This window comes from Nostoc sp. CMAA1605 (genome assembly GCF_021596505.1).
Lineage (GTDB): Bacteria > Cyanobacteriota > Cyanobacteriia > Cyanobacteriales > Nostocaceae > Trichormus.
This window is the reverse complement of sequence record NZ_PJIZ01000002.1, coordinates 160,437-185,865: the sequence shown is the minus strand read 5'-3', so window position 1 is coordinate 185,865 and position 25,429 is coordinate 160,437. Positions and strand designations below refer to the sequence as shown.

General features: G+C 40.8%; 23 protein-coding genes and 2 pseudogenes. 10 read left to right on the top strand and 15 right to left on the bottom strand.

Annotated elements, in window-relative coordinates:
- The 3 genes and pseudogenes from CV014_RS01740 to CV014_RS01730 form a co-directional block, all read right to left on the bottom strand.
- Nucleotides 1-339: pseudogene (locus CV014_RS01740) on the bottom strand (NusA N-terminal domain-containing protein); the annotation flags it as partial.
- Nucleotides 340-518: 179 nt separating this feature from the next.
- Nucleotides 519-980, bottom strand: coding sequence for a ribosome maturation factor RimP (rimP, locus tag CV014_RS01735; protein ID WP_236140434.1), 462 nt, complete (start codon nt 978-980; stop codon nt 519-521).
- 270 nt (nt 981-1,250) lie between these two features.
- On the bottom strand, nt 1,251-2,642 hold the full coding sequence (locus tag CV014_RS01730; protein WP_442946877.1) for a hypothetical protein: 1,392 nt from the start codon (nt 2,640-2,642) through the stop codon (nt 1,251-1,253).
- Nucleotides 2,643-3,011: 369 nt separating this feature from the next.
- Between CV014_RS01730 and CV014_RS01725 the strand changes: the two genes are divergently transcribed.
- Nucleotides 3,012-3,788 carry a peptidoglycan-binding domain-containing protein gene (locus tag CV014_RS01725; protein ID WP_236140432.1) on the top strand — a complete coding sequence of 259 codons (777 nt, stop codon included), beginning with the start codon at nt 3,012-3,014 and terminating at the stop codon, nt 3,786-3,788.
- A 3-nt stretch (nt 3,789-3,791) separates the two neighbouring features.
- Here CV014_RS01725 and CV014_RS01720 read toward each other — a convergent pair.
- A pseudogene (locus CV014_RS01720) lies at nt 3,792-4,163 on the bottom strand (SDH family Clp fold serine proteinase); the annotation flags it as partial.
- Between the two features lie 26 nt (nt 4,164-4,189).
- Nucleotides 4,190-4,948 carry a Uma2 family endonuclease gene (locus CV014_RS01715; protein WP_236140431.1) on the bottom strand — a complete coding sequence of 253 codons (759 nt, stop codon included), beginning with the start codon at nt 4,946-4,948 and terminating at the stop codon, nt 4,190-4,192.
- A gap of 345 nt (nt 4,949-5,293) precedes the next feature.
- On the opposite strand from CV014_RS01715, the gene CV014_RS01710 reads away from it, so the two are divergent.
- The gene (locus tag CV014_RS01710) at nt 5,294-5,731 is read left to right on the top strand and encodes a hypothetical protein (RefSeq protein ID WP_236140430.1); all 438 of its coding nucleotides are present in this window, start codon (nt 5,294-5,296) and stop codon (nt 5,729-5,731) included.
- A gap of 6 nt (nt 5,732-5,737) precedes the next feature.
- On the opposite strand, the gene CV014_RS01705 is transcribed toward CV014_RS01710, so the two are convergent.
- Together CV014_RS01705 and CV014_RS01700 are read right to left on the bottom strand one after the other, a co-directional pair.
- Nucleotides 5,738-6,151: a ketosteroid isomerase family protein gene (locus CV014_RS01705; protein WP_236140429.1), complete on the bottom strand. Its 414-nt coding sequence runs from the start codon at nt 6,149-6,151 to the stop codon at nt 5,738-5,740.
- A gap of 229 nt (nt 6,152-6,380) precedes the next feature.
- On the bottom strand, nt 6,381-6,881 hold the full coding sequence (locus CV014_RS01700; RefSeq protein ID WP_236140428.1) for an orange carotenoid protein N-terminal domain-containing protein: 501 nt from the start codon (nt 6,879-6,881) through the stop codon (nt 6,381-6,383).
- 216 nt (nt 6,882-7,097) lie between these two features.
- Here CV014_RS01700 and queG point away from each other — a divergent pair, with 216 nt between their 5' ends.
- Both queG and CV014_RS01690 read left to right on the top strand, forming a co-directional pair.
- Nucleotides 7,098-8,072: a tRNA epoxyqueuosine(34) reductase QueG gene (gene queG, locus CV014_RS01695; RefSeq protein WP_236140427.1), complete on the top strand. Its 975-nt coding sequence runs from the start codon at nt 7,098-7,100 to the stop codon at nt 8,070-8,072.
- A complete protein-coding gene (locus CV014_RS01690; RefSeq protein ID WP_236140426.1) occupies nt 8,047-8,682 on the top strand; it encodes an HAD-IA family hydrolase in 636 nt (211 codons plus the stop codon). Before queG ends, CV014_RS01690 begins: the two co-directional genes overlap by 26 nt.
- A gap of 121 nt (nt 8,683-8,803) precedes the next feature.
- Here CV014_RS01690 and CV014_RS01685 read toward each other — a convergent pair whose 3' ends face one another.
- A complete protein-coding gene (locus tag CV014_RS01685) occupies nt 8,804-9,151 on the bottom strand; it encodes a hypothetical protein (protein ID WP_236140425.1) in 348 nt (115 codons plus the stop codon).
- Between the two features lie 114 nt (nt 9,152-9,265).
- Nucleotides 9,266-9,652 carry a hypothetical protein gene (locus CV014_RS01680; protein WP_236140424.1) on the bottom strand — a complete coding sequence of 129 codons (387 nt, stop codon included), beginning with the start codon at nt 9,650-9,652 and terminating at the stop codon, nt 9,266-9,268.
- Nucleotides 9,653-9,785: 133 nt separating this feature from the next.
- On the opposite strand from CV014_RS01680, the gene CV014_RS01675 reads away from it, so the two are divergent.
- The gene (locus CV014_RS01675; protein WP_236140423.1) at nt 9,786-14,318 is read left to right on the top strand and encodes a PAS domain S-box protein; all 4,533 of its coding nucleotides are present in this window, start codon (nt 9,786-9,788) and stop codon (nt 14,316-14,318) included.
- Nucleotides 14,319-14,332: 14 nt separating this feature from the next.
- Nucleotides 14,333-15,409, top strand: coding sequence for a hybrid sensor histidine kinase/response regulator (locus CV014_RS01670; protein ID WP_236140422.1), 1,077 nt, complete (start codon nt 14,333-14,335; stop codon nt 15,407-15,409).
- Between the two features lie 126 nt (nt 15,410-15,535).
- Here CV014_RS01670 and CV014_RS01665 read toward each other — a convergent pair whose 3' ends face one another.
- The 5 genes from CV014_RS01665 to CV014_RS01645 form a co-directional block, all read right to left on the bottom strand.
- Nucleotides 15,536-16,189 carry an HAD-IA family hydrolase gene (locus tag CV014_RS01665; RefSeq protein ID WP_236140421.1) on the bottom strand — a complete coding sequence of 218 codons (654 nt, stop codon included), beginning with the start codon at nt 16,187-16,189 and terminating at the stop codon, nt 15,536-15,538.
- A 124-nt stretch (nt 16,190-16,313) separates the two neighbouring features.
- Complete coding sequence (locus CV014_RS01660) at nt 16,314-17,519, bottom strand: NAD(P)/FAD-dependent oxidoreductase (protein WP_236140420.1); 1,206 nt, start codon at nt 17,517-17,519, stop codon at nt 16,314-16,316.
- A 214-nt stretch (nt 17,520-17,733) separates the two neighbouring features.
- The gene (locus CV014_RS01655; protein ID WP_236140441.1) at nt 17,734-17,928 is read right to left on the bottom strand and encodes an RNA-binding S4 domain-containing protein; all 195 of its coding nucleotides are present in this window, start codon (nt 17,926-17,928) and stop codon (nt 17,734-17,736) included.
- A gap of 105 nt (nt 17,929-18,033) precedes the next feature.
- On the bottom strand, nt 18,034-18,279 hold the full coding sequence (locus CV014_RS01650) for a ChaB family protein (protein ID WP_236140419.1): 246 nt from the start codon (nt 18,277-18,279) through the stop codon (nt 18,034-18,036).
- 124 nt (nt 18,280-18,403) lie between these two features.
- On the bottom strand, nt 18,404-20,023 hold the full coding sequence (locus CV014_RS01645; protein ID WP_236140440.1) for a DUF655 domain-containing protein: 1,620 nt from the start codon (nt 20,021-20,023) through the stop codon (nt 18,404-18,406).
- A 211-nt stretch (nt 20,024-20,234) separates the two neighbouring features.
- Between CV014_RS01645 and CV014_RS01640 the strand changes: the two genes are divergently transcribed.
- Nucleotides 20,235-21,404, top strand: coding sequence for a cysteine desulfurase family protein (locus CV014_RS01640; protein WP_236140418.1), 1,170 nt, complete (start codon nt 20,235-20,237; stop codon nt 21,402-21,404).
- A complete protein-coding gene (locus tag CV014_RS01635) occupies nt 21,335-22,384 on the top strand; it encodes a S1 RNA-binding domain-containing protein (RefSeq protein WP_236140417.1) in 1,050 nt (349 codons plus the stop codon). Before CV014_RS01640 ends, CV014_RS01635 begins: the two co-directional genes overlap by 70 nt.
- 783 nt (nt 22,385-23,167) lie before the next feature.
- Here the strand turns inward: CV014_RS01635 and CV014_RS01630 are convergent.
- Complete coding sequence (locus CV014_RS01630) at nt 23,168-24,127, bottom strand: aldo/keto reductase (RefSeq protein ID WP_236140416.1); 960 nt, start codon at nt 24,125-24,127, stop codon at nt 23,168-23,170.
- Between the two features lie 80 nt (nt 24,128-24,207).
- Here CV014_RS01630 and CV014_RS01625 point away from each other — a divergent pair, with 80 nt between their 5' ends.
- Entirely contained in the window at nt 24,208-24,795 is a 588-nt protein-coding gene (locus tag CV014_RS01625; RefSeq protein WP_236140415.1) for a DUF1802 family protein, read from the top strand.
- Between the two features lie 355 nt (nt 24,796-25,150).
- A complete protein-coding gene (locus CV014_RS01620; protein ID WP_103135824.1) occupies nt 25,151-25,414 on the top strand; it encodes a hypothetical protein in 264 nt (87 codons plus the stop codon).
- The last annotated feature ends 15 nt before the right edge of the window (nt 25,415-25,429 follow it).

Below are 25,429 nucleotides of genomic sequence, written 5' to 3'. Positions count from 1 at the left end.
TAACATCCAACACTACAGAGTCTCCCAACTGGGCTTCTGGTGCTACTTGCTGCACTTCATCTAAGGATATTTGATGATCGGAATTACTTACTTCTTCCACAATGGTTTTTGTGGAAAGGACGCGAAACCCTTCACTATCAATATCTAGTTCCACTTCAAAGTTATCAAATAATCTTCATCAAACTGCCGACGTTCTAGATTTTGCGCGCGGCGGTAACGTTCATAACCTTTAATAAGTGCTTCTCTAATGGCTGATTGTACTGCTAGGCGGGGTAAATTACGCTCACGACTAATACTTTCTATTAAATCTTTCAATCCTGGTAAACTAACCATTGACATAAGTAATCTCCTTTATATAGTGGGGGACTGAGTATTGGGTACTGGAGACTGGGAAAGAATAAAAATTAAGCATTAGACAATTGGGATTAGAGCAAAGTTTTACTCTAGCCCTAGCTTGCGGCTTTGAACCTCTACAGTCCCTAGTCCCTAGTCCCTAATACCTAGTCCCAGATCCCTAGTTATCGCTGCTCATCTAGCTGTACCCTGGTAATTAGAGAGCGAGGAATTTCCAATACACGACCTTTTTGATTTAAGTAAACTTTTGTTTCATCGCGGCGGATTAGTTGACCGTTCCAATCTTGTTGTCCCTCGTAGGATGGAGAAGTGGAGACAATTACAGGAAAACCTTTAAATGAGATAAATTCCCTGTCAGTCACTAATTGCCTGGAAATGCCAGGGCTAGAAACTTCTAAAACATAAGCATCTGGAATAATCTCCGCTACATCTAAGGCTGCTTCTAGCGCACGGCTCATTTTCTCACAATCATCTAAACCAGTATCTTGCAAAGGATTACGGATATCTACCCGCAAGACTGGTGGACGTTGGTTAGTGTGAAACACTATGCCAACGATTTCCAATCCCAGTTGTTCTGCTACTGGCAAGGCTAAATCTGTAATTTGTGGAACTAGAGGATGAACCATGTGTGCAACCAATAAAAAAAGTGGGCTTCAACCCACTTCCTGCGATAGAGATATCTTCCAAGAAGTATTGTGGCGAACCAACACTGGTTCGCCTCTAATCTGAGTGTAGCGCATTTCTCTAATAGTCAATAGTCAATAGTCATTAGTCATTAGTCAACAGTCAACAGTCAACAGTCATTAGTTATTGGGCATTGGGCATTGGGTATTGGGATGGAAGTAGAAATCTACCTTGTCTCCATTCCCGATTCCCGATTCCCGATTCCCCAGTCCCTAATACCTCGTATCCGGCAGAGTACCCTGTTTCACTACTGGCTGAATAGGTGGTTGGGTTTTGATTTTTCTAGTTTGTTCTAAGATTTGTTCGATGTCTTCTTGGGATAAACGCTGTACATAGTTGAGTTTGACTTCTTCTAGGAAGTCTACTAATAGGCTTTGGATTTGATTGATGACTTGTTTTTGTTGTATTTCTGTACCTAACGCTTGGCTGAAACTTTCTATAAGTTTATTGGTGAGTTTTGCACCAACAGGATCTTCTACTGCATTGACTATTGCTTTGTGAAGATTGGTGGTGAGTTGAGTTGCTAGTTGTTCGCTAAATTGAGTTTGAATTTTTGCCACTCCAGGTAGATTTTTGAGGTTCTGAGATAGAGGAACTTGTTGCATAACAGTTTCGATGTTATGAACTAAAATGGCGTTGAGTTCTGGCTGAATTTTGGGTAATACTTGATAGACAATTGTTTGGACTAAAAGCCCTGCGATCGCTTCAATTTCGTTGATGTCATTAATATCTATATATGGACGTACATTTTCTTTCTGTAAGAGCCACCGAACCATCTCGCCTTGCTCAATAGAAAGCTTCATCTGGTTGATGACTCGAATTACTACTACTTCTGTAATTTCTTCGGCAAAGTTAGCAACTACCGTTTGGTGTAACTGTTTATTTAATGGTTGAATATCTAATATTTCTGCTTGGTCTAAACGTATAATTACCGGAATTATTCTTAGCCATCGCCAAAAGGGTATTAAGAGAAATATGTCATACCATCGCCACAAAATTGCGTTGAACCATGTAAAGCTAGGATGGCGACGTTTAATATAAAATACTCTGGTCATAAATTCTAGACCAAATATTAAAACAAAAGGTAAATCTACTAACCAAAATATATCTACAAATTCACCACTTTCACCTATTTGACGGTAGTAATTAGTGGCAATTAATGGTCGGATTTTTTGGTTAAAAAATGTGATTTCTTTTTGCCAACCATTTTGGGCTAAATATGGTTGACTCCAAAAGGTGGCAAAGGACTGTTTGGCTGAGTCTTTACCGATGCGATCACGGATACGATTTTTGATTTTTTCTAAATTACCCGTCTTGTTAGCACCTGCAAACGGGTTAGTATCAATCATTTCACTACTTAAGCGGTTCAGTTCCTCTAATTTAGCTTTAGCTGCTGGTGAAACTAACCCTGTTTGAGTAACTTGTGCTTCTAGTGCATTGACCGTATCTAAATATTCTTTGGTTTCTCGGTGTGGTTCAATACCTTTGATGACATCATAAATTTTAGTCAGTTGGGGAACTTTCTGTAAATAGAAAGCTCGCCAAGGTACATAGCTCAAATCGAACAGAACTAAGCAGAGATTCAAAGTGGCAAGAGTTGCCATTAGTCTTTCAAAATATAAGCTGGACTTCTTAGAAGTTTTTTGACTGGACATTTTTAAGTTGCAAATTATACACTATAACCAAAGATTCTAACTTAACTATGATCAAGGTAGTCAATAGAGAATCTATTATGAGTTCATTCCTATAAGTAGTTCTCATTAAACACAGAATACTCATCCCTATACGGTAGAAGACAGTATTTTCTTGCCTTTTAAATACTGTCTGCTGCCGTTTTTTCATGACGGGTTAATTTTGTCAATGTAAATTGTGTTGATCAGAAATTATGAATGATTAAAAAATAATCTAAAGAAATATAATATTTTTCTGCTAACGTTTATAATGCTCATTTAATTTCTTAAGGAGTGTGAAATATGTGGTGTGGGTTTGGAAAATCAAGCATGATTATCGGTGCTGCTTGTTTAATTACTGCTAGTGTTGTAATTTCAAATACAACCTTTGCCGCCCGCCAACGTAACTATACACCCCAAGAATTTCGTGCTGTATTGCGGGGATTAGGTTACAACGTCAAAGTCACAAATGGCCCCCTCACTGATGCGGAAACCAAAAAAGCAATCAGTGAATTCCAAAAAGGATATAAGCTAACTGTCGATGGTATAGCAGGGCCACAAACCCAAGATTTTGCTGCCACCATTATGCAGGTTCTACAGGGGAATTTGAACGCTGTTCTGAAGCCTAAAAATCCTCTTCCTCGTGACCAATTTTACAGTTCCCGCACAGAAGAGTTAGTCAAAGAATATCAGAAAAAAAATCAGTTGCAGGAAACTGGGATTGCTAATTTGGCACTGCGCCAAAAGTTAGATCAAGAAGCGAAAAACATTATTAATCAGCCAGGTAGTAAGCCAACACCTACCCCAACTGCAACCCCAACCACGAAACCAACGGCTACACCAACATCAAAACCAACTGCAACCCCAACCACGAAACCAACGGCTACACCAACATCAAAACCAACTGCAACCCCAACCACGAAACCAACGGCTACACCAACATCAAAACCAACTGCAACCCCCACAACTAAACCGACACCCACAACTAAACCAACTGCAACCCCCACAACTAAACCGACACCAACACCAACTGCTACCGCAACCCCAACACCAAGTGCTACACCAACAACTACACCCTAATCATCAGGAAATCTGATTTTGTTCTTCCATTGGTCTACCTTTGGGTGTAGGCAAAATTGGGCGACGGTCATCATAAGGCATGGGGATATACTGCACTGTAGGTCTACCGCCTTGTGGTTGTGGATATAAATCCATCAGTTCGTATATGGAACGGGGCAGTCCGACGGTAACGGGCAGCCCCATTTCTGTGGCTTCTTCTACGGTGATAGGATAGTCATGGGTAACGCGTCCCGTAGTTAAAGCTTCAATGATTGGTTCAATATCTTCAGGCTTAACTTTTTGTTTGGGGATATTATCTTTTAATAGAGTTCGCACAAAGCGTTGTACCTGTTGAATGGCTTTGTTTGCTAGGTCTGCCATGATTAAGGTTTGGTCTTTTCTATCTACAGGTTAATCTCTCATTAAACCAACTCATCAGGATTGATACCCAATTGTCGTAAGTGTTCTGCCAGAATTTCGGCTTTTCTTTTGGCTTGTTCTGCTTCCTCGGTGGGTTCAGGTATTAATTCACCCGTTAAGGTAAACCAGCGTAACCATAACCTATCAATACCTCGGAATACTCCTGGCCAGATACCCAAGCTTAAACCTAACTCTGGCATAGAGATATGTCCGTCAGTTAAAGTTATCGCTTCATAATGACCACCAACTAACTGAAATGCTCTGAGTTCATTGGTGTAGCGACTAAACACGATATAGTAAGGAACTCGCAGAATTTGTTCGTAAACTTCCCATTTGCTAGGGGGTTTATCTTTCACTGTGGGAAGATTACCTAAATCTTCGTCTTCTGTGCCTGGGGATAATAACTCCACGACGACAAAGGGATTTGCTGGTTCTTGCCAAGTCACGTAACTTAAACGCAAATCCTCACCTTTGTAGAGTTTTGATACTCCCACGACACCAAACCAATCGGGGCGTTTGTACCATAAGGGATGCTCAACATCGTAGTAAAGATTGAGGTCAGCTGCACAATAAACTAATTCGGGATTCCAGTTAATAGGTTGGAAGGTTAAGTATAAAAGTATCGGTTGTAAAAAGTGAAAGTCGTCTGGCAAACCTGGTTCCTCTGGGTTGTCGCTTGGTAAATCATACATCGTGGGCAGGGTTTCCCACGCCGGAAGCGGTGGGTCAGATTGGGGAATATATTTAGGGAATGCGGTCATAAATATAACAGTGTAAATTTTAACCTGAGTTCGGGATCAGTTCAAAAACTGATTTTCGCGTTGGCTACAAAACTTAATGCTTTCGTGGAAAGAATCAGAAAATATTTATTAAATTTAACTACAGTGCAAGGTTTTCAAATGTCATCATAGCAACCAAGCAACGATCGCCAGCAAACACCCATAGTGTTTTGTTGAGAAATGTTAATTACTTTAATAACTTTTGCAAAATTTATTTGATTTATAGGTATTTGTTATCGAATACTGAGAATATACCAAAGCTAGTATCACAGTTGCCGCGATCGCAACGTGAAAGCATAAGAATTCCCTCAAAACATGATTGCACCTATGGCAGCCTTATTTTGCTTATCACCACGTTACCGCCTTGATGACGAATCACCTTGGTTAGAAGGAATTGATCCCAGCCGCCATTATTGGCTAGCAGTGAATGGAAATAATAACTTAACCGTGGCGTTACCTGGGTTAGTGGCTGCTTCTGTTGGTGAGTTAAGGCAAATCATGTCTCAGTTTCGCGCTCTCCAACCAGGAGAACAAATGACTTTCACAAGAGCTGCTGCCAGTTGTACAATCCATTGTGTAGGTATGAATTGCTACGCCCTAGCAGCAGAAGTTAACGGCTCTCCCGTTTGGCATTTATTTGATCAAGAAACTCTCGATAGTTTATTGATGACAGCACACCCAGATTGGCAATGTGCGCCATCAGATGTAGAATTAGGCAGAAAATTATTGATGCGTTCCCTAGCAGCAACTCTGGCTGCGTCTTAATTACGGCTATTTTTCTGGAGGACGCATAGCTACTAACTCTTGGGGTGAGGCGAGGAGTTTAATTTGAGCGTGAGTGATTTGCTGTTGTGGGTTAAGAGTAAATAACCACATGACATTGACACTACACCAGAAGGTGTGAGCCTTACCCGTAACTTGTACTTGTGTATAACCGTCCTTTAAAGCTTCGGAAATTCCTTGCTGGGGTTCAGCTTTGACATCTTGAGCTTCTTTTTGCAGATATCTTGCGATCGCATCCTGCCCTACAATAGCGGATTCAAACGGTGGATTCATCACACCTTTAGGAGTAAATAAAGCGGCTGTTGTGCTAAATTTACCTGCGTTTAAATTTTTAAAATACTCAATAATCGGAGTTTCTTTAATTCCAGGAATTTGACTAGTTGAAGATTCAGCGACTTTCATAAAACCACCTTCATGAATCAATTCAAAATAAAATTAGCTAAAAACTATTAGACTTAATACACAAATATAAAAAAAGCTGCTGTCGGCGTGAATTTTGCAGTAAAAAATCTGACTCAAGAAAGATTTGTTCCCAAGCTATAGCCTGGGAACAAAACTGCTTTGACATTGAGAAGATATAGATTACAAAGATATTTGATGTTCAGAGACTGGATTTATACTCAGAAATCTACTACGCTAAGGGGTCAACACCCATATCAGCTACTACTTTACGCAACACTGTAATTTGCTGACCAAAGTCTAATTGTTTTAATGATTCTAATACTTGAGAAGCATCACGGGAGATTCTATACTCTGCGGTAACAGGTACAACAATACCTTTCACCATCAATTCCGAAAGTTCGTACCAAAAAGCTAGCTTAGTGTTAGTAGTGAGAATACCGTAAGAACGGGTGAATTGAGTATTTTTCTGAGCAACTAAGTCACGCATGAATTGCAATTGCTGTGCATGATTCATTTGCTTGACTTGATTTAATAAACCTTCCGCTAACTGCAAGCGCGCCGCACCTGTAGCAGCTGGTGTGATGGAACGTCCCATTTCAGTGTAGGCGTACCACAAAACGGCTAACTGGTCATCTACGCTGAGGCTTTGAAATACAGCAGTAGTAGAACCCACAGCATCAGCCTGGATGTTAGTCAAACGAGTTGAAGCGGAATCAGAAGTGAATGTCATAATGGCACCACAGTTGATGGTTTGAATTATATTGCGATTCAGTGGGAGGCTCGCATCACTCTGGTGGCTTTACCTCTTGATTCACATATTGCATCATTTTTTTACAAAACGCAAATAAAATTTACAAATGCAGTGAGTAAGAAATATTGAACCCAAGTCTTGACTAGCTTAGGTATAATCGGTAAGCCACTATTTTGGCAAATTTTGGTTAGAGAAATGGACTACTGTTCCGTAGTTACCAGCAGTTTGGTAAAAGAGAAAGCCATAGAGCTAGGTTTTCACAAAGTTGGCATTGCTACTGTAAACAAGCGTAACAATACAGAAGCCGAAAGGTTGCAAGCTTGGATAAGCATGGGTTATCACGCGGATATGGCTTGGATGAATAACCCAAAACGCCAGGATGTAAAATTAGTTATGGACGAAGCGCGATCGCTTGTTTGTGTCGCACTCAACTACTACACCCCACACCAACGTCCCCAAGGTGAAGAACACGCCAAAATCTCCCGTTATGGCTGGGGGAGGGACTATCACAAAGTGATGCAGAAAAAACTCAAGGCCTTAAGTACCTGGTTGCAATCACTAGATCCTAGTATTCAAGCCCGCTACTATGCAGATACCGGCCCTATTCAAGATAAAGTTTGGGCGCAACAGGCTGGAATTGGCTGGATTGCGAAAAATGGCAATGTGATTACTAGAGAGTATGGTTCTTGGGTATTCTTAGGTGAAGTGCTGACAAATTTGGAACTAGAAAGCGATCGCCCCCACACAGAACATTGTGGGAGTTGTACCCGTTGTTTAGAAGCCTGTCCCACTGGAGCAATTACCCAACCATTTGTAGTGGATGCTAATCGCTGCATAGCGTACCATACCATAGAGAATCGGGCAGAAAAATTACCAGAGGCGATCGCCACTCGGATGCAAGGTTGGGTAGCGGGGTGCGATATTTGCCAGGATGTTTGTCCTTGGAATCAACGATTTGCAAAAGTTACGGACGTGGCTGATTTTCAGCCGTATCCTGAAAATATTGCTCCTCAGCTGATAGAATTAGCGCAAATCTCTAATGAGGAGTGGGAAAAAAGATTTCCGGCATCAGCGTTGCGGCGGATTAAGCCAGAAATGTTAAGACGGAATGCTCGTGCTAATCTTGACGCATCCAGACAACATAATGACACAGAAAGCAATTATCTTTGATTTTGATGGCACGATTGCCGACACAGTAGATGCACTCGTCAGTATTGCCAACCGTTTAGCAGTGGAATTTGGCTATGTCCAAATTACACCAGAACAATTAACCCTCCTCAGAAATTTATCATCAAGAGAAATTATTAAATATTCAGGAATTTCCCTGTTTAAAATTCCTTTTCTTGTCAAGAAAGTCAAATTTGAATTAAAAAGCAAAATCCAGGAATTGCGTCCAATCCCTGGCATTAAACAATCTTTAGGAGAACTCAAAGCAGATGGTCATCAATTGGGAATTATTACATCTAATTCCCAAGATAACGTTACCGCATTCCTCAAAATACATGAATTAGATAGTGTATTTGACTTTATCTATTCAGGCGTAACCATTTTTGGTAAGACTACTATTATTAATAACGTTCTTAAACAGAAACAACTCCAACCTCAAGCAGTAATTTATGTAGGTGATGAAACCAGAGATATTGAAGCATCAAAAAAAGCGAATATTAAAGTTATTGCAGTGACTTGGGGATTTAATTCTCCCGAAGTTCTCGCGAAACAAAACCCAGACTATATTATTCACCACCCTAGTGAATTGCTATCAGTTGTCCAAAGTTGTTAGTTATTTTAAGGGATTGGGGATTGGGGATTGGGGACTTGTACTGAGCTTGTCGAAGTATTGGGGACTGGGGACGAGGAAAGGGTTTAGTCACTAGCCATGACTAATGACTAATGACTAATGACTATTTTTTTGCTTGACCCATATCTATAGCCTTTTGTACTAAATCATCACTAACTTGAGTGACGGCTTCATTTTTGGAAGCACCGACTTCCTTAGCTAATTCTAAGTAGTCTTCAGGATTTCCTGTAGTTTGAGCTTCAGTTTTTGTGGCTTCAGGTTGAGGTGTTTTATCTTCTGGTAGATTAACTGCTTCCACATCCACACCTGCACTCAATTGCTGTGCTGCTGCATAATCAGCATCAAAATCAACCTGTGGGGCTTTCGCTTCACCACTATCTATACTTTCAGCTAATAACTGTGCATCATGGGTAGTAGCTTCACTAGGATTTGGTTTCACTTCATCAGTCATAACTAACACCGATTGAGTAACTTTTAAATGGTTGCGGTGATTGTAACAACTGATTTAGTGAACTTTTAGCACCCTGGAGAAATATTTTGACCTCTATTAAAGGATAGATAAAAATTAATTTGGTTGGGCTTGGAGTAAGCGATTTAAAATCACTCGACCGTTACGACCAATTACTTGCACACGGATAAAGTAAGGATCATTTGGTCGCCAAGCAATTTGATACCTTGTGCCATTATTATTCCAGGTATAAACTTGGCGTTGTTGATTACCAGAAACTCTCGCTCCACCAAGGCTAATACTAGACCCATTATTACGATTCTGCCCATAGTAGTAATAAACATTACCTTGCAAAGATAAAGTTACACTCCAGTCGTTATCAACAAACTCTCCTACTGGATAATCAAATGAAGCCGCCACAGCTTGATGATTTACTGCTACATCCATGATGGCTGGTGCAGAAATGCCTAAAATAGTTGCTAGGGCGATCGCTCTAATATTCATAAACTAACCTTGCCTTCAGAAATGCTTTGGTATCAATTACTATATGAATTGTCAACCATAAACATAGAAAAAACTTACATGGAAATACTTAATCATTGCTAAATTTTATGTATATAAAAAAGCGGTTATGCTAATGAATACCCAACAAAGTGCTGTGGCTGAAGATGATCAAGCTACCCTCTTGACAAAGCTGATTTGTCAGCCTTTAGTGGTTACTCCCCAGACACCAGTCGTTGAAGCCTTAAGTTTGATGGATAAGCTCACCACAGGCTGTTCGTCATCAACTTTAGATACAGCTAAATCTGGGGTCAAAACACCACCAACTAGTTGTGTACTGGTCATGGAAGATAACCAAATTCTGGGTATCTGGACAGAGCAAGATATTATCCGTAGACATATACAAGGGTGTAACCTTACTCAGATGAAGATGGTAGAAGTGATGACTCAGCCTGTCATCACTCTGAAGTATTCTGATTTAAGTAATTTTACCGTAATACTAAAACTATTTAGTCAACACAGCCTGCGTTATTTACCGATAGTTGATGATTGCAATCAACTAGTTGGGTTACTGACCTGTGATCACTTACTGCATGGTTTGTATCTTCGCGATCGCACTAATTTTGATACCAACAGTCAAATCACAGCATATCCAGGCACCTACACAAGCGCACCCTGTGAAACTACCTGTCGTTACTCCATGCTGGCCGAAAATTCCCCTGATGGGATATTTCTGATCGATTTTCAGGGGAATTATCAGTATGTGAATCCCAAATGGGAACAAATGACAGGGTTGCGGTTGCAAGATGTATTAGGAACAAATTGGTTACAGGCTTTGCATCCTGAAGATCGCGATCGCGTCCTGCGGGAATGGTGCAGTAGCGTTGCCCATCAACAACCCTTTGCAACAGAATGTCGATTACAAACACCAACTGGTAAAATCACTTGGGTCTTAGCAAAAGCGACAAGGGGAACCGACAGCACAGATAATTTCACTGGCTACGTTGGTAAATTAACAGATATCAGTGAATATAGACGCATAGAAAAACAATTAGAAATGCACAATAGTCTGCTAGCCCGCATTGCTAGAGGCGAACCGTTAGCAGATGTCTTAAATATCCTGATAGCTAGTCTCACAGAACAATTCGATGGGGCTTTATTTCGGATTTTGTTAATCGATGAAGAAAATCGCTTGCGTCATCAAGCATCGCTGAATTTGCCGGATGATTATATTAATTTGACTGAAGGCGTAGTCATTGGCGATGGTATCGGTTCTTGTGGAACTGCGGCCTATCGCCGACAGCTAGTAATTGTCTCAGACATTGCTAATGATCCACTGTGGCAAGATTTCCGCGATATAGCTTTGAATAATGGATTACGCGCTTGTTGGTCTGCACCAATTATCGCCAGCAATGGTCAGGCCTTGGGGACATTTGCTGTGTACTATCACCAAGTCAAAACACCCCAACCAACTGATATAGAAACCATAACGCTAGCCGCTTACCTGGCTGGTATTGCCATTGAACGCCAACGTGCAGTCATCGCCCTCGAAAAAAGTGAAAGTTTTTTGCGGGCTGTCTATGAATATGTAGAACAAGCCATTTTCACAGTAGAGATCGATCCCCAAGGTGAGTACCGTTACGGAGGCTGGAATCCGGTGGCTGAACGTTTTTGTGGTGTTTCGGGAGTAGAAGCACAGGGTAAAACACCGAAAGAACTGTTTGGAGAAGCCATCGGACAATCACTCTGTCAAAAGTATGATGCTTGCGTCGCCACCGGAGAACCTTTTTCCTTTGAAGGGTACTTTACTAACCATCACACAAATTGTAGCTATTGGTTATTAGTCACCCTCAAACCCTTAACAGAGGAAAGTGGGCGAATTTATCGGTTGATTGGCACTGCTGCCGACTTCACTGCCCGTAAACGCGCAGAAGAATCCTTACGCACCCTCGTAGAAGGTACGGCTACGGTCACAGGTTCAGAGTTTTTTCCCGCCTTAGTGCGGTATACTGCCGAGGCACTGAATGTACCTTATGTATTCGTCTTAGAACTCATTGGCGATCGTCTCCAGGCGTTGGGGTCTTGTGCCTATGGGGAATTGCAACCCCCCATGACTTACAGCATCACCTCTACCCCCTGTGAAAAGTCACTAATTGAGGGCATATATTACTGCCCCAACCAGATCACCCAAGAATTTCCTGATGATCCATATCTAGCCGCAATGCAAGCCGAAAGTTACTTAGGCATTGCCCTACGGGATAATGATGGTGTTGTGATTGGCAACCTCTGTATTCTCGATACACGCCCCCTTGAAGAACCAGAACGCATCAAAACCACATTACAAGTATTTGCAGCCCGCGCTGCCGCCGAATTAGCCCGCCAACGCGCCACAACCGCCTTAGAAAAACTCAATGAACAACTAGAAGTCAAAATTACTCAGCGCACAGCCGCACTGCAAAATAGTGAAGCCCGCTTCCGCGCCACCTTTGAACAAGCAAATGTGGGGATGGTAGAAGCCGATATTCAGGGTAATTTAATCAGAATTAATCAAAAATTTGGTGAAATTACTGGGTATACAGAAGCAGAATTGTTGGGTGCCAGCTACAAGCAATTTACTCATCCTGAAGACCTGAGTGTTGACAAACAGTATATGCAGAGTCTGTTGGCGGGAGAAATTGCTACCTATGCTGTGGAAAAACGCTATCTACACAAACAAGGACATACTATTTGGGTATATTTGACAGTGTCCCTGGTGCGATCGCTAGCTGAAGAAGCACAATATTTAATTGGTGCAGTTCAAGATATTAGTGACCGCAAACAAGCCGAAGAAATCTTCCAAAAACAAGCACAGCGCGAACGACTACTTAGAAGTATTACACAACATATTCGTCAATCCCTAGATTTGCAAGTCATTCTCAAAGCCGCAGTTAATGAAGTTAGACAGACCTTTCAAGCTGACCGCGCCTTAATTTTTCGCCTCATGAACGATGGGTCAGGGGTAGTTCTAGAAGAATCGGTTGTGCCAGAATATCCCATTATTGAAAGTATATTGTGGGAAAATAAATGTTTTCCCCCAGAGTGTTATGAATTTTACCGTGACGGTAACGTTCGTATCGTTAAAGATCCGCAGCATGGTGATTGGGGTGATTGTCTTGTGGAATTCATGGAACAAACGCAAGTCAAATCCAAAATTGTTGCGCCCATCGTCCAGCAAGTAGAAAATAACTCTCCCAGAGTTTGGGGATTGATCAGTGTTCACTCCTGTTCAAGCAAGCGTCAATGGCAATCCGATGAAGCTAACTTACTCCAACAAATTGCTAGCCAATTATCTGTGGCGATTCAGCAAGCCGACCTCTATCAACAAGTGCAAATTGAATTGAGCGATCGCAAACGTGCAGAAGTAGCCTTGTCTATGCTTAATGAACAGCTCCTTGGTGTCAACACAGAATTAGCCCGCGCCACTCGCCACAAAGACGAATTCCTCGCCAGTATGAGTCATGAACTCCGCACACCCCTAAACGCCATTTTGGGAATGTCGGAAGGGTTGCTAGAAGGAGTATTTGGAGAAATTACTGATAAACAAAAACGTGCTGTATTGACTATCGAACGTAGTGGTAAACACTTACTAGAATTAATTAATGATATTCTGGATTTAGCCAAAATCGAAGCGGGCAAACTAGAACTGCAAGTTACGTCTGTGTCTGTTTGTTATTTATGTGAGTCTAGTCTGACCTTCGTAAAACAACTAGCACATCAAAAGCAAATTCAACTCAAACTCAATATTCAAAATACCATCAGGAATATTGCTGTCGATGAACGCCGCATCCGACAGGTTTTAATTAATCTACTCAATAATGCAGTGAAATTTACCCCCGCAGGCGGTTCTGTGATTTTAGCTGTGAGGCGAGAAAGAATTGAAGAAAGCAGAATCCAAAATTCCCTGAATGGGAATAGTGTTGTTGGCATCGGGAGAAAGCAAAACGCAGACTGGGTGAGCTTTTCAGTCATTGATACAGGTATTGGGATTGCCCCAGAAGATATGGATAAACTCTTCCAATCCTTTGTGCAGATTGACAGTCGTCTGAATCGTCAGTACACGGGTACTGGATTAGGACTAGCTTTAGTGCGTCAAATCGCAGAACTACATGGTGGATATGTAACTGTCAGTAGCGAAGTAGGTAAAGGTAGTTGTTTTACGGTGCGTTTACCTTACTTAGACCAAAAATTAACTTTGCCCACAGCTAAAGCGGATGTACAATTAGGCTTAGAGAGCCTATCAAATCCTAAATCATTAGCCTCAAAATCACCACTAATTCTTTTAGCAGAAGACAATCAATCCAACACTGAAACAATTTCTAGCTATCTTGAAAGTAGAGGTTACAGGCTGCTCTTAGCAACCAACGGACAGACTGCCGTTGATTTAGCTGTATCTCAAAATCCCAGTTTGATCTTGATGGATATTCAAATGCCAGAAATCAATGGTTTAGAAGCCATCCGCCGCATTCGTCAATATCAGAAATTAGTCGATGTTCCCATAATTGCATTAACAGCTTTAGCTATGCCAGGCGATCGCGAAAAATGCCTCGAAGCAGGGGCAAATGATTATGTAAACAAACCAGTGAAACTGCGGGAGCTTACAGGTATAATCCAAAACTTGCTATCAAAGTAAACACGTATTATTAAATGGACAATCAGCCTTCTATTTTAGTTATTGATGATGAACCAGATAACTTTGACGTAATTGAAGCCCTACTTTTTAACGAGGGTTATGAATTAAACTATGCTGCTAGTGGTCAACGAGTTATAGAACGCCTCAAAATTGTACAACCAGATGTGATTTTATTAGATGTGATGATGCCCGATGTAGACGGGATAGAAGTCTGTAAACACATCAAATCCCATAGCCAATGGCAGTATATTCCCATAATTATGGTGACAGCCTTGACAGCAAAGGAAGATATGGTCAGATGTATGGCCGCAGGTGCAGATGACTTTATCAGTAAACCAGTCAATGGACTGGAGTTGCGTGCCAGGGTCAACTCTATGCTACGCATCAAGCGTCAGCATGACGACTTACAAGCATTGCTAAATCTTCGAGAAGACATGGTGAAGATGATCCTGCATGATATGCGTAATCCCCTGACCTCGATTTTACTAGCTACCGAAATTCTCCAGTTACCTCATTTTCCCCCAGAGAGACAGAAAACCAAAGTTGAGCAGATTGTCAATTCCGTACAACAACTGCAAGCCTTGATTGATGACTTAATGATCATGGCTAAACTAGAGTCAGGGAAAATGGTACTAAATTATACTAATGTTGATTTAGTAAGTTTATGTTTATCAGCATTAAATAGTTTTGAAGCGATCGCAACTCAAAAAAATCTCCAGTTGATTAGCAACTTTCCCCAACCCCATATTCATCTGAATATAGATGCGTTGATATTTCGTAGAGTCATAGATAATTTATTATCCAACGCTGTCAAATTTTCCCCGAAAAACTCTCAAGTTATCTTGCAGACGAATGATTGTAGACCAGAAAGTGTCATGATTCAGATTGCTGATTCTGGTGTAGGAATCAGCGACGAAGCTAAACAAATTATCTTTGAAAAATACGAAGTGGGAACACTCATGCCAGAAGTGTCTCAATTAGGTTTAGGATTAGCATTTTGCAAAATGGCCATTGAAGCCCACGGCGGTACAATCACCGTCAAAAACAATCAACCCAGGGGGTCAGTGTTTACGGTTTTTTTACCAGGGTGAGTGCTGAGTAATGAGTAATGAGTAATGAGTAATGAGTAATGAGTAATGAGTGATGAGTAATGAGTGCTGAGTGCTGAGTAATGAGTGGTAATTGTTGACTAATGACTATTGACTATTGACTATTGACTATTGACCTTTTTCCCGATTAATCCAAATCCCTCTTAACCCAGCTGCTTTTGCTCCTTGATAATCTTCTACAATACTGTCGCCAATATGCCACGCTAATGCAGGGGAACAATCATGTTTTTCTAGTGCAGCTACAAAAATTTTGAAATGGGGTTTGGCTGCGCCTACTTGGGTGGAAATTGTCACAGACTGGAAAAAGTGACTCAAATCTAACGCTTGTAAGACTGAATAAATCCGAGAATCAAAGTTAGACAACACGCCTAGTTCAATTCCCAAATGTTTCCAGTTACTCAGGGATTGGACAACATCAGGGTAAACAAACCAAGGTTCGGCTGTTCCAAAGTGAATGTACAGTTCGCTAAAAAAACTAGAAAAGTCAGCAAATTGATTGATAATACCAGCACTTTCAAAAGTATTAACAGCGATCGCCCGCCACCATTCAAATTCTTTTTGGGGAATATCTTCTAATTCCGTATCAGGAAAGATTGGTGGTGGTGAAGCTTTAAAACTCTGCACAAAGGCTTGATCTAAAACTTCTGGGGAAGCCTCCACACCAAATTCTAGTGCCAACTGACTATAAATTTTACCGACGCTGCCTTTAACACCAAACAGTGTACCCACCGCATCTAAAAAAATAACTTTGGGTCTTTCCATTAAACTTGCTAACAATAGATTTTAATTTGATTAGGAGCAATTGCTGAGTCAATAGTCAATAGGGGCGGGTTCAGTGAGAGATTCACATTGTCAAACAGATATTTTGGTTAAACCCGCCCGTACATTAGTCATTAGTCACAGCAGAAATTGTTTCTATAATAGGACGAACTAACCAATTAAAACCTACTTTGAGCTGATGATCAAATGTGGGCATTCTATACAAATAAGCCAGACGACGCGCAACATAGGCTAGAGAACCATCTAATTTGATTCCTAAACCTGTTAAGGTAGCGTTGTCTTTGCCTAGTGCCATCATTTCCCCTAACTGTTGATAGCGGAAGGGTAGGAGGGGACGTTGTGTCAAAGAAGCCCAGATGTTCCACCCTACGTAGTCTGCTTGTTGAAAAGCCGCTTGGGCTGTAGCGGGGATTTGTTGACCATTTGCATCTAGACAGTCGGCTAAGTCTCCCAAAGCAAAAATTTCTGGATGGTCAAGAACTTGTAAGGTTGTATCGGTGGTGATTTGACCACGCTGATTTTGTTTTAAAGGCAGGTTTCTCACAACGGGTGCGACTTTTGTCCCGACAGTCCAAATCGCTAAATCGTAAGGGATGGTATCTACTTGATTTTTGTATTCCAAGGAGATGGTGTCTTGAGTAATAGATTCAACCTTGGTTTCTAAGTCGATAAATACACCCCGTGCTTCTAAAGCTTTCTTGGCGGCTTCACGGTTAAATTCTGGGGAAGTTCTTAAAATTTGGTCGCTAATTTCAATGAGGCGGAAACGGCCTCTTTCTTTGAGTCTATCTGCTAATTTACAAGCTAATTCCACCCCACTGTAACCACCTCCGACAATAGCAACACGAATTTTCTCCGCATCGGATTCTTCTAAAATTCGCAGTTGTTCTTCTAGGCGATAAACATCATTGACGGTGCGGAAGGGGTAAGCATAGGATGTTGCACCTGGAACTAAATCTAGGGGTGTTTCTCCACCTAACGCTAATACTAGGCGGTCATAGGGAATTTCTGGGCCGTTTTGTAGATGTACTCGTTTTTGGTCAATGTCAATTCCAGAAGCCACAGCTTGATAAAAGCGTACCCCTGTACCTTCTAATAGTTCTGTAAAAGGAGGGGCGATTTCCCAAGTTTGTAGTTCTCCGGTGAGTAATTCGTACAATAAGGGGGAAAATAGGAAGCGATCGCTTTGGTCTACCAAGACAATTTCGGGTTTTTGCTGAGATTCCCAAGGTAATTGACTTAAACGCAAAGCTGTGTAGAGACCACCAAAGCCTCCACCAAGGATAACAATTCTCATATTCTGTTCAGTCATGTTTCTACAGGATATCCATCCCAGACAGGCAACTAACTCTCAGTGTAATGATTTATTGCGGTGTTGTGACCATTCCAGCGAAATCTTGTTGCAATGGGGTGTAGGGGTATAGGGTTATAGGATTGTCAGGAAAGATAAATTTTTTTACCACTCTTAGAGAGTAGCGATCGCCTATTTTAATTAATTCTAGAAAAGACGATAACTCACACTAAAACTATTCTTGAATTATATCTCCCACCTTGAAGGTTTTTCCGGCGACTGTGACTTGGTCTTCTGATACTAATTTTCGTCCCCGCCGGGTTTCAACTGCACCATTCACTTGCACATTCCCATCATTAATCATGAGTTTGGCTTGACCACCAGTCGGTGCTATACCTAGATATTTCAGAAATTGGTCGAGTTTAATCATTTGTACAAGAGTTAAATTGTCAATAATGATCAATTTAACCCAAAACAGGCGGTTTATAGAAACTACAAACCGCCTTGATTTTAATTGAATTGCAAATTAACTGAACTAATTACCACCAGAAACCACAGATTTGTTGTGTACTGCTGGATCTTCGGGTTTTCTGTGCCATGTGCGATCGCTACCTTGTTCATATTCATTTCTGACACTATTCCATGCCACATCGGTAGCACCATTTTCGGTCATACCATCTCTTTGGGCTGCATTAAATGCCGCCACAAAAATTTGTTGGGCGTGTTCTGGTAATTGTTCTCTAATTTCTTCGGGTAATTCATCTCTATTTTCGTAAGGCATAAACCCACTCCGAATTATCTAATATGGGTTTATCCTAGATACTGAATCACTCAAGTTTCCTCTTTCTGGAAGTAGAGATTAATAATTCCCCTACTTGGGGCGTAATTAAGACAAAAGCGATAATCTACAATTCGATATAACCTTGCCAATTAGCTATCATTCTCTCACTGATACCTGGTACTTTTTCTAAATCTTGTAAAGAAGCGAATTTTTTCTGTTGACGGGCTGTAATAATTTTTTGGGCTAACTTATTACCAACCCCTGGCAAGGTTGATAATTCTTCTAGACTGGCTGTATTAATATTAATGGGTTTAATAGTTTTCTCTGAACTATTAGGAGCAGAGATTTGCGGACATTGCTTTTGTTCAGCTTGAATTTTAGCTTGGATATTTTCCGGGACACCAACTTTTGCCTGAGTGTAAAGCCGATTAAATTCACGCACATAATGAGCAGCGATATTCGGATTTTCAATAATAATTAAAGTCTCATCATTAGCCGCATTCGCCGCATCTGACCAATTATGAGAGCCTGTGATTACCGTTTTTTGGTCAACCACTGCAAATTTATGATGCAATAAATCACCTTTGGGTAATGTGGGAACACCAACAGTGGTGAGAGGATTTTGCCAAGGTTTATTATCCAACTCATATTTACATTTATTACTTAAAGCTACGCCCATCATGTCTAAAGCTTCGCTATAAGGACGATAGGCGAATTGCTTGTCAATCAGTGCGCGAATCGCTACATTTTGCTGATGTCGAATTTCTAAAATATTGGCAAGTCGTTGTTCGGAAAACACAAACAAAGCCATATCTACAGATTGAGTAGATGAATTTAAAGTTTCGCCAATGAGTCCATTACTAGTATTACTCCAAGGTTGGGTAGGTGATGTAGGTGAAAAATGCACAGTGATTTTGTTATCACCTAATGTAATCGTTTTTGGCGGACGCACCGGTTTATTGACACCAAATTTACTATCGGGTTTACCACCAACCCCATCACCCCACATCAGATTAAATTCTTCTGTGAATAAATTGGCTAAATCTGGACTATCAATCTGTAAAAAGTTATTAGGATTTCCTAAGCTGCTAGGATTAGTAAAATCACCAAAAGAGTCACTTAAGGTAAAATTGGCAGAAGTAATAATCACAATCCGATTATCAACAATGACAAACTTATGGTGCATCAAATTACTACCTGCTGAACCATCCGCTCGATCATCGATTACAGGGATTTTGGCAGTTTGTAAAATGATTAACGCATCCCTTTGGTTAATTTCTTCTGGGCTGAGTTGATTATCTTGATTTTGGTCTACAAATTTAAAATATTCTTGATATCTATCTTTTTCTCTTGGCGGTAATTTCTTCACTTCCGCATCTGTAAAACTACTCCAAGGACGACTGTAGTTATTTTCTAAGATAACTCTAACTTGAATACCTGCTTTTTGTTTATCACTTAAAGCCTTGGCAATTCCTGGTAAACGTAACTCTTGGACTGCAATATCTATAGTAGATTTAGCCTGAGAAATTGTCTCAATAATTTGCTGTTCTAAATTATCTCCTAGTCGAGTTTGCTGACGGTAAGGTTCGCGATATTCACTAGACTCAGACTGATTAAAGTAAACTTTCACAAAGGGGTCTTGTGGCAAAGCAGGAAGGCGCGTATTTTGGGATTGGACTTTTTGACAACCTGCGATCGCTAACAGTAAAAATAAGACTAAAGATTTCTGCAATTTCAGTAAAATCTGCACGGTGATCTGCTAAAAGTAAATTGGGCATGAACACATTTATCATTCCCAAAACTATCTATGCCACATTAATTAGACAAATAGCTGTATCAGCATTAGCAAAAATTCAGCGAGTGAGTGTCTAATCATGCTGATTTGCAGATGATGCGCCCATTTACTCTTATATCCTGCCCATATAGACAGCCCGTTGTTTAAATCATCCAATGATATGCAAATATATCTAGATTACAGTGCTACTACTCCCACTCGCCAAGAAGCGATCGCCGCGATGCAAGCCGTACTCACCCAACAATGGGGAAATCCTTCTAGCTTGCATGAGTGGGGACAACGGGCAGCTATGATTTTAGAACAAGCTAGGGTACAAGTAGCGAGCCTAATAAATGCCCCTAATTCCGATACGATTGTGTTTACTTCTGGGGGTACGGAGTCTAATAATTTAGTGATTATGGGTGTGGCGAGGTTGTTCTTAGTTCCCCAACACATCATTATTTCCAGTGTGGAACATTCAGCGATTACTGAACCCGCCAATTTACTAGAAAAGTGGGGTTGGGAAGTCACCCGTTTGGGAGTAGATAGTAAAGGTAGAGTCAACCCCCAAGACTTAAAAGCTGCATTGCAACACAACACAGCTTTAGTATCGGTGATTTACGGACAAAGTGAAATCGGTACAGTCCAACCCATTGCAGAATTATGCCAAATAGCGCGACAACACGGGGCTTTATTCCACACCGATGCAGTACAAGCCGCCGGACGTTTACCGATAGACGTACAACAGTTACCTGTAGATTTACTGAGTCTATCCAGTCATAAGCTATATGGGACACAAGGTGCAGGGGCTTTATATATTCGTCCTGGTGTAGAATTGATACCCTTACTCGGTGGTGGTGGACAGGAGAGGGGTTTACGTTCAGGGACACAAGCATTACCCGCCATTGCAGGGTTTGGAGTCGCCGCCGAACTCGCAGCCACAGAACTAGTCACAGAAACACCACGTTTAATTAAACTACGCGATCGCCTATTTTCTTTGCTAGCCGATGTTCCTGGTTTAATACCCACCGGTGATTTAGAACATCGTTTACCCCACCACGTTAGTTTCTGTCTAGAATCCGCCGACGGTGAAAAACTCAGTGGTAAAACCATAGTCCGCCAACTGAATCTAGCTGGTATTGGTATTAGTGCAGGTTCAGCTTGTCACAGTGGTAAACTTAGCCCCAGTCCCATACTTTTAGCAATGGGTTATTCCCAAAACGCCGCTTTCGGGGGAATTCGCCTCACCCTGGGATGCGATACGACAGCAGCCGATATTGATTGGACAGCGATGGTATTAAAGCAAGTGTTGCAGAGGTTGAATTCAAATTTATCTTTAGTTCAGCGTTAAATGAAATCTTTATAATAATGAAAAGAAAGATAAATTTAAGCAGTTTCCAACCTGGACAAATAATTTTGGGAAAGATTATTAAGCTAGAACCCACAGGGGTTATAGTTGATTTCGACTCTGAGCAACCAGCTTATATCACACTACAAGAATTATCATTTTCTAAGATTCAAAGTCCAGAAGAAGCTGTGCAACTGAATGAAATTCGAGAGTTTTTGGTTGTTAGAAATTATGATGGTAAGAATGATATATTTTTTTCACACTGTACTCCAGAGACGCTGCAAGAAAGCGATCGCTTGCATGAGACAGTATTGACTATAGTTGCTAATAAATGTGGTCATCCCATAACTAAAGAAGACCTTATGATTGATACTAAAATTCTTGCTGTTCATGGAGGAGGAGTATCAATCAGAATTCAGTGGTTTTTATATTCTCAAGAACGTCCACCAACAGTGTTTTTTTCAATTCGCCAAATAGAGAAACAAAAAGCATGGCAACGTTTACGGCAACTACAAGCTGATGAGGTGACATTATATCCAAAAATATTGAAAACAAATAGTAGAGGTGCAATAGTGAAAGTTGAAGGTGTTTATGGTACTGTTATAACTTATCTAGATAAGCAAAAAAGGGAACTGGTAGTAGAACAAGAAATTCCTCTCAAAATTTTAGAAATCAAGGAAGATTTTGATCGATTATTATTGATACATCATACTACTTTCGTCAGATTCAGGCAATTGGAAGTCGGTCAGGTTGTCACTGGAACTGTAGAGAAGATAAGACACTATGGAGTGTGGGTTGATATTGAAAATCTCCTTGCTTTTTTACCCAAATCTGAAATTTATCCTTCATCTTTTAACTATCCTGACCAAGCTCTCCGGGTTGGTGATAATGTGCAAGTAATGATTATTGAATTAGATAGTGATAATTTTAGAGTTAAACTAGGCAGAACTAGGAATTGCCCAAACATTAGCTTACATGGCTAGTCATCCCAATCCAGAACAACCTTGATATGGCATGATTATCAACTGTAACAGCTTTTGATTTATCAAACATTTGGGTAAGCAAATGCGATCGCAATACCTCAAGAATTTATCTAGAGTTTTAAAAATCCTCAAGCATTTGGGTAAAATCATTGCGGATGCTTGAGTTATCACAATTAGTCTTTCAGATTCCTACAAATGCCAGATTATTTGTGATGAAAATATCTACAAAATTGAAAAGCCTAGTACGGGTTGACTAGGCTTTTCAATATGTATTGATTTCAAATTTTTAAGTTTAATCAACAAAAAGCAATTGAGAGGTTTATAACTAAGGTTGACATTGAAACTAACAAACTCAGCATTCTTTGTTTTTCCGCTTTGGGATTTGGCTTACCCTGTTAGGGCTTTGTGCCACATGACATAAATTCTGCTGAAATTTGCTTGGGCTGTTGACAGGAGACACCTTGTCTTTTGCCCTGGGGTTTGGTTTGTTTTCTCTTGGTGTCTTGCTATCTAAGTTAGCACTCAGTTTGCTGATGATCAACTAGTAGTTTACGAAAGTTGATATTTTGTAGATTTTTGCAATAACGACTTAAAACTTTGATCCCTGACTATGTTTTGTAGATATCTGCTAGGTAATAGGGCATAGGGAATGGGGCATGGGGAATAGGAGATAGAAAAAACTATCCAATTTATTTTCTCCAAAACAACTGTCTTTCCCCCTGCTCCCTGCCCCCTGCCCCCTTGCCATCAATGTGATAGTATATTTTTTGAATTAGAAGTCCCTTACCAGTTCCACATGACAGAACTGTCATCAAGATGATCGGTAACAATACGACCGATCGCATCAATTTCTGATAGTTCTTCAGGAGAAAGTTTCACATCAGCAGCAAGGGCATTGTCTTTGGCTTGTTCAGGATAACGCGCGCCGGCGATCGCTTGAGTTTGGGGTTGGGCAATTAGCCAAGCTAATGCTAACTGTGCCAATGTGCAGTTATGGCTTTCTGCTATGGGGCGTAGTTTCTCTAAGGCTTGGTGGGCGCGTTCAAAGTTTTCGCCCTGAAATAGTTTGTTGCCTGTACGATTATCTTCTGGATGAAACTTATATCCAGGGGCAAATCTGCCTGTTAATAGTCCTTGGGCTAAGGGTGAATAGGCCAAGATAGAAATATTATTTTCTCTGCAATAAGGCATAGCATCTTTTTCCACTTGCCGCCAAAACAATGAGTATGGCGGTTGTAAGCTATCAATGCGTCCATATTGGGAGGCTTCTGCTAGTTGAGTGAGAGAAAAGTTAGAAACGCCAATGGCGCGAATTTTACCCTGTGCTTGCAAGTCATTAAGGGCGCGCATGGTTTCTGCAATGGGAACAATTTCAGTATTGAAAGAACCACTCGGCCAGTGAATTTGGTAAAGGTCGATGTAATCAGTTTTGAGGTTTTTCAGGGAGCGATCGCAAGCCTCAATAACTTGATCATACTGGAGATGGTTCGCAAACACCTTGGTTGCATACTCGACTTGCTCACGCACATCAGATAAAGCCTCAGCCACAATCCTCTCAGAATGTCCTTCCCCATAAACTTCGGCTGTATCTATAGTGGTGATTCCGGCTTCAAAGGCGGCGCGGATAGTTTTAATGGAGTCTGCATCTTCAATTCCTACCCACCATTTTTTCCCGGCTTGCCAAGTTCCCATGAGGATGGGGGTAATTTCTACGTCAGATTTACCTAGTCTGCGTTTTTCCATAAAGGTTCTCTCAATTCATATCCCTGGATAGTTCTATACTTTAACGGTCTGCGCTCAAAATAAAATCAGAGTTACAGTAGATGCTGATGGAATTAGGTCAAACGGTACATACCCTGAAAGAGTGGGCGATCGCCATTCAAGCTTTAGAAGCGGGTAAAACTATCATGTTGTTGCGAAAAGGCGGAATTCGGGAACAACAAGGGCGGTTTCAGGTCACGCATCCACAGGTTTTACTTTATCCTACATTTGAACATCAGCAACCTTTACTACTTAAGGCAGAATATACCCACCTTGTCCAGCCAGTAGCTTCAGGATGGCATCCAGAAACAGTGAGAATCGGTAGTTGGGCAGAAATTACGGATATTTTTCCTGTGATGGATGAGTTAATCGTCAGTCGGTTATTACCTTTCCATATCTGGAATGAACATTTTATTAGCGATCGCCTTAAGTGGAAATCCCAGCAGCCATTATTTATCCTCTTGCTACGCACTTTCAAACTTGCTCAAGTGTGGGAAATTCCCTATCGTTTAGAATATGGTGGTTGCAAGTCTTGGATTAATATCACACAACCTATTGATTTACAAGGGTCTGAACCTGCTTTATCTGACTTAGATTACCAACATCTGAGGACAGAAATTAGGACAATAATTGCCAACAAGACTGATTAAATCTCGCGTCTATACAGGAATCAATCCTGCAATTAATCATCTGCATTTCGTAACAAAAATTAAAATGTTGCTGAAATAGTAACCCTCGATACATACACCTTTGGTAGTCGCGGATAACATTAAAAAAATCTTAGTCTTACATAAGATTGAGGCACAAACATTTGAACAATCTGTCTATCTACATATCTTCTGATGAATCAGCTCAATACCGCACAATTATTTAGGTAATTGTACGATTTTGAATTGTAGGTAAGTTGACTACCCTGGGAAGATTCTAAACTATCCCGCAAGGGTGAAGAAGCATTGACAAGAAAACGCCAATATGCAATAAAGGCAAAAAGCAAAGGAGTTTCCCATGTCTCAACAAATGTGTTGGATATCGAAAAGTAGCGGTGACGATGACAAAATTTTATATTTGCAAGAAGCACCTGGAAAACCTTGGCGACCCTACACAGCTTTTCCAAAATATTCAGTCCCAGATTATCCTATTCCTCGCGGCTCTAAAGGCTGGGCTACCTATCAAAAACTCCGTAAAGCAGGGTGGACGCTAGTACCTAGCGCACGCGCCAATGAGTTTGGTGATAGTGTTTATGCAGAGTCTTCCTATACTCAACAGTAAATAGTCAATATTTGT

Coding starts and splice junctions, on each gene's coding strand:
- CV014_RS01715 (WP_236140431.1), bottom strand. CDS start 4,948: ATGACCGCATTCCCTAAATATATTCCCCAATCTGACCCACCGCTTCCG.
- CV014_RS01685 (WP_236140425.1), bottom strand. CDS start 9,151: ATGACTGATGAAGTGAAACCAAATCCTAGTGAAGCTACTACCCATGAT.
- CV014_RS01725 (WP_236140432.1), top strand. CDS start 3,012: ATGTGGTGTGGGTTTGGAAAATCAAGCATGATTATCGGTGCTGCTTGT.
- CV014_RS01620 (WP_103135824.1), top strand. CDS start 25,151: ATGTCTCAACAAATGTGTTGGATATCGAAAAGTAGCGGTGACGATGAC.
- rimP (WP_236140434.1), bottom strand. CDS start 980: ATGGTTCATCCTCTAGTTCCACAAATTACAGATTTAGCCTTGCCAGTA.
- CV014_RS01700 (WP_236140428.1), bottom strand. CDS start 6,881: ATGACATTCACTTCTGATTCCGCTTCAACTCGTTTGACTAACATCCAG.
- CV014_RS01690 (WP_236140426.1), top strand. CDS start 8,047: ATGACACAGAAAGCAATTATCTTTGATTTTGATGGCACGATTGCCGAC.
- queG (WP_236140427.1), top strand. CDS start 7,098: ATGGACTACTGTTCCGTAGTTACCAGCAGTTTGGTAAAAGAGAAAGCC.
- CV014_RS01625 (WP_236140415.1), top strand. CDS start 24,208: ATGCTGATGGAATTAGGTCAAACGGTACATACCCTGAAAGAGTGGGCG.
- CV014_RS01650 (WP_236140419.1), bottom strand. CDS start 18,279: ATGCCTTACGAAAATAGAGATGAATTACCCGAAGAAATTAGAGAACAA.
- CV014_RS01655 (WP_236140441.1), bottom strand. CDS start 17,928: ATGATTAAACTCGACCAATTTCTGAAATATCTAGGTATAGCACCGACT.
- CV014_RS01670 (WP_236140422.1), top strand. CDS start 14,333: ATGGACAATCAGCCTTCTATTTTAGTTATTGATGATGAACCAGATAAC.
- CV014_RS01730 (WP_442946877.1), bottom strand. CDS start 2,642: ATGGCAACTCTTGCCACTTTGAATCTCTGCTTAGTTCTGTTCGATTTG.
- CV014_RS01710 (WP_236140430.1), top strand. CDS start 5,294: ATGGCAGCCTTATTTTGCTTATCACCACGTTACCGCCTTGATGACGAA.
- CV014_RS01660 (WP_236140420.1), bottom strand. CDS start 17,519: ATGACTGAACAGAATATGAGAATTGTTATCCTTGGTGGAGGCTTTGGT.
- CV014_RS01675 (WP_236140423.1), top strand. CDS start 9,786: ATGAATACCCAACAAAGTGCTGTGGCTGAAGATGATCAAGCTACCCTC.
- CV014_RS01680 (WP_236140424.1), bottom strand. CDS start 9,652: ATGAATATTAGAGCGATCGCCCTAGCAACTATTTTAGGCATTTCTGCA.
- CV014_RS01705 (WP_236140429.1), bottom strand. CDS start 6,151: ATGAAAGTCGCTGAATCTTCAACTAGTCAAATTCCTGGAATTAAAGAA.
- CV014_RS01630 (WP_236140416.1), bottom strand. CDS start 24,127: ATGGAAAAACGCAGACTAGGTAAATCTGACGTAGAAATTACCCCCATC.
- CV014_RS01640 (WP_236140418.1), top strand. CDS start 20,235: ATGCAAATATATCTAGATTACAGTGCTACTACTCCCACTCGCCAAGAA.
- CV014_RS01665 (WP_236140421.1), bottom strand. CDS start 16,189: ATGGAAAGACCCAAAGTTATTTTTTTAGATGCGGTGGGTACACTGTTT.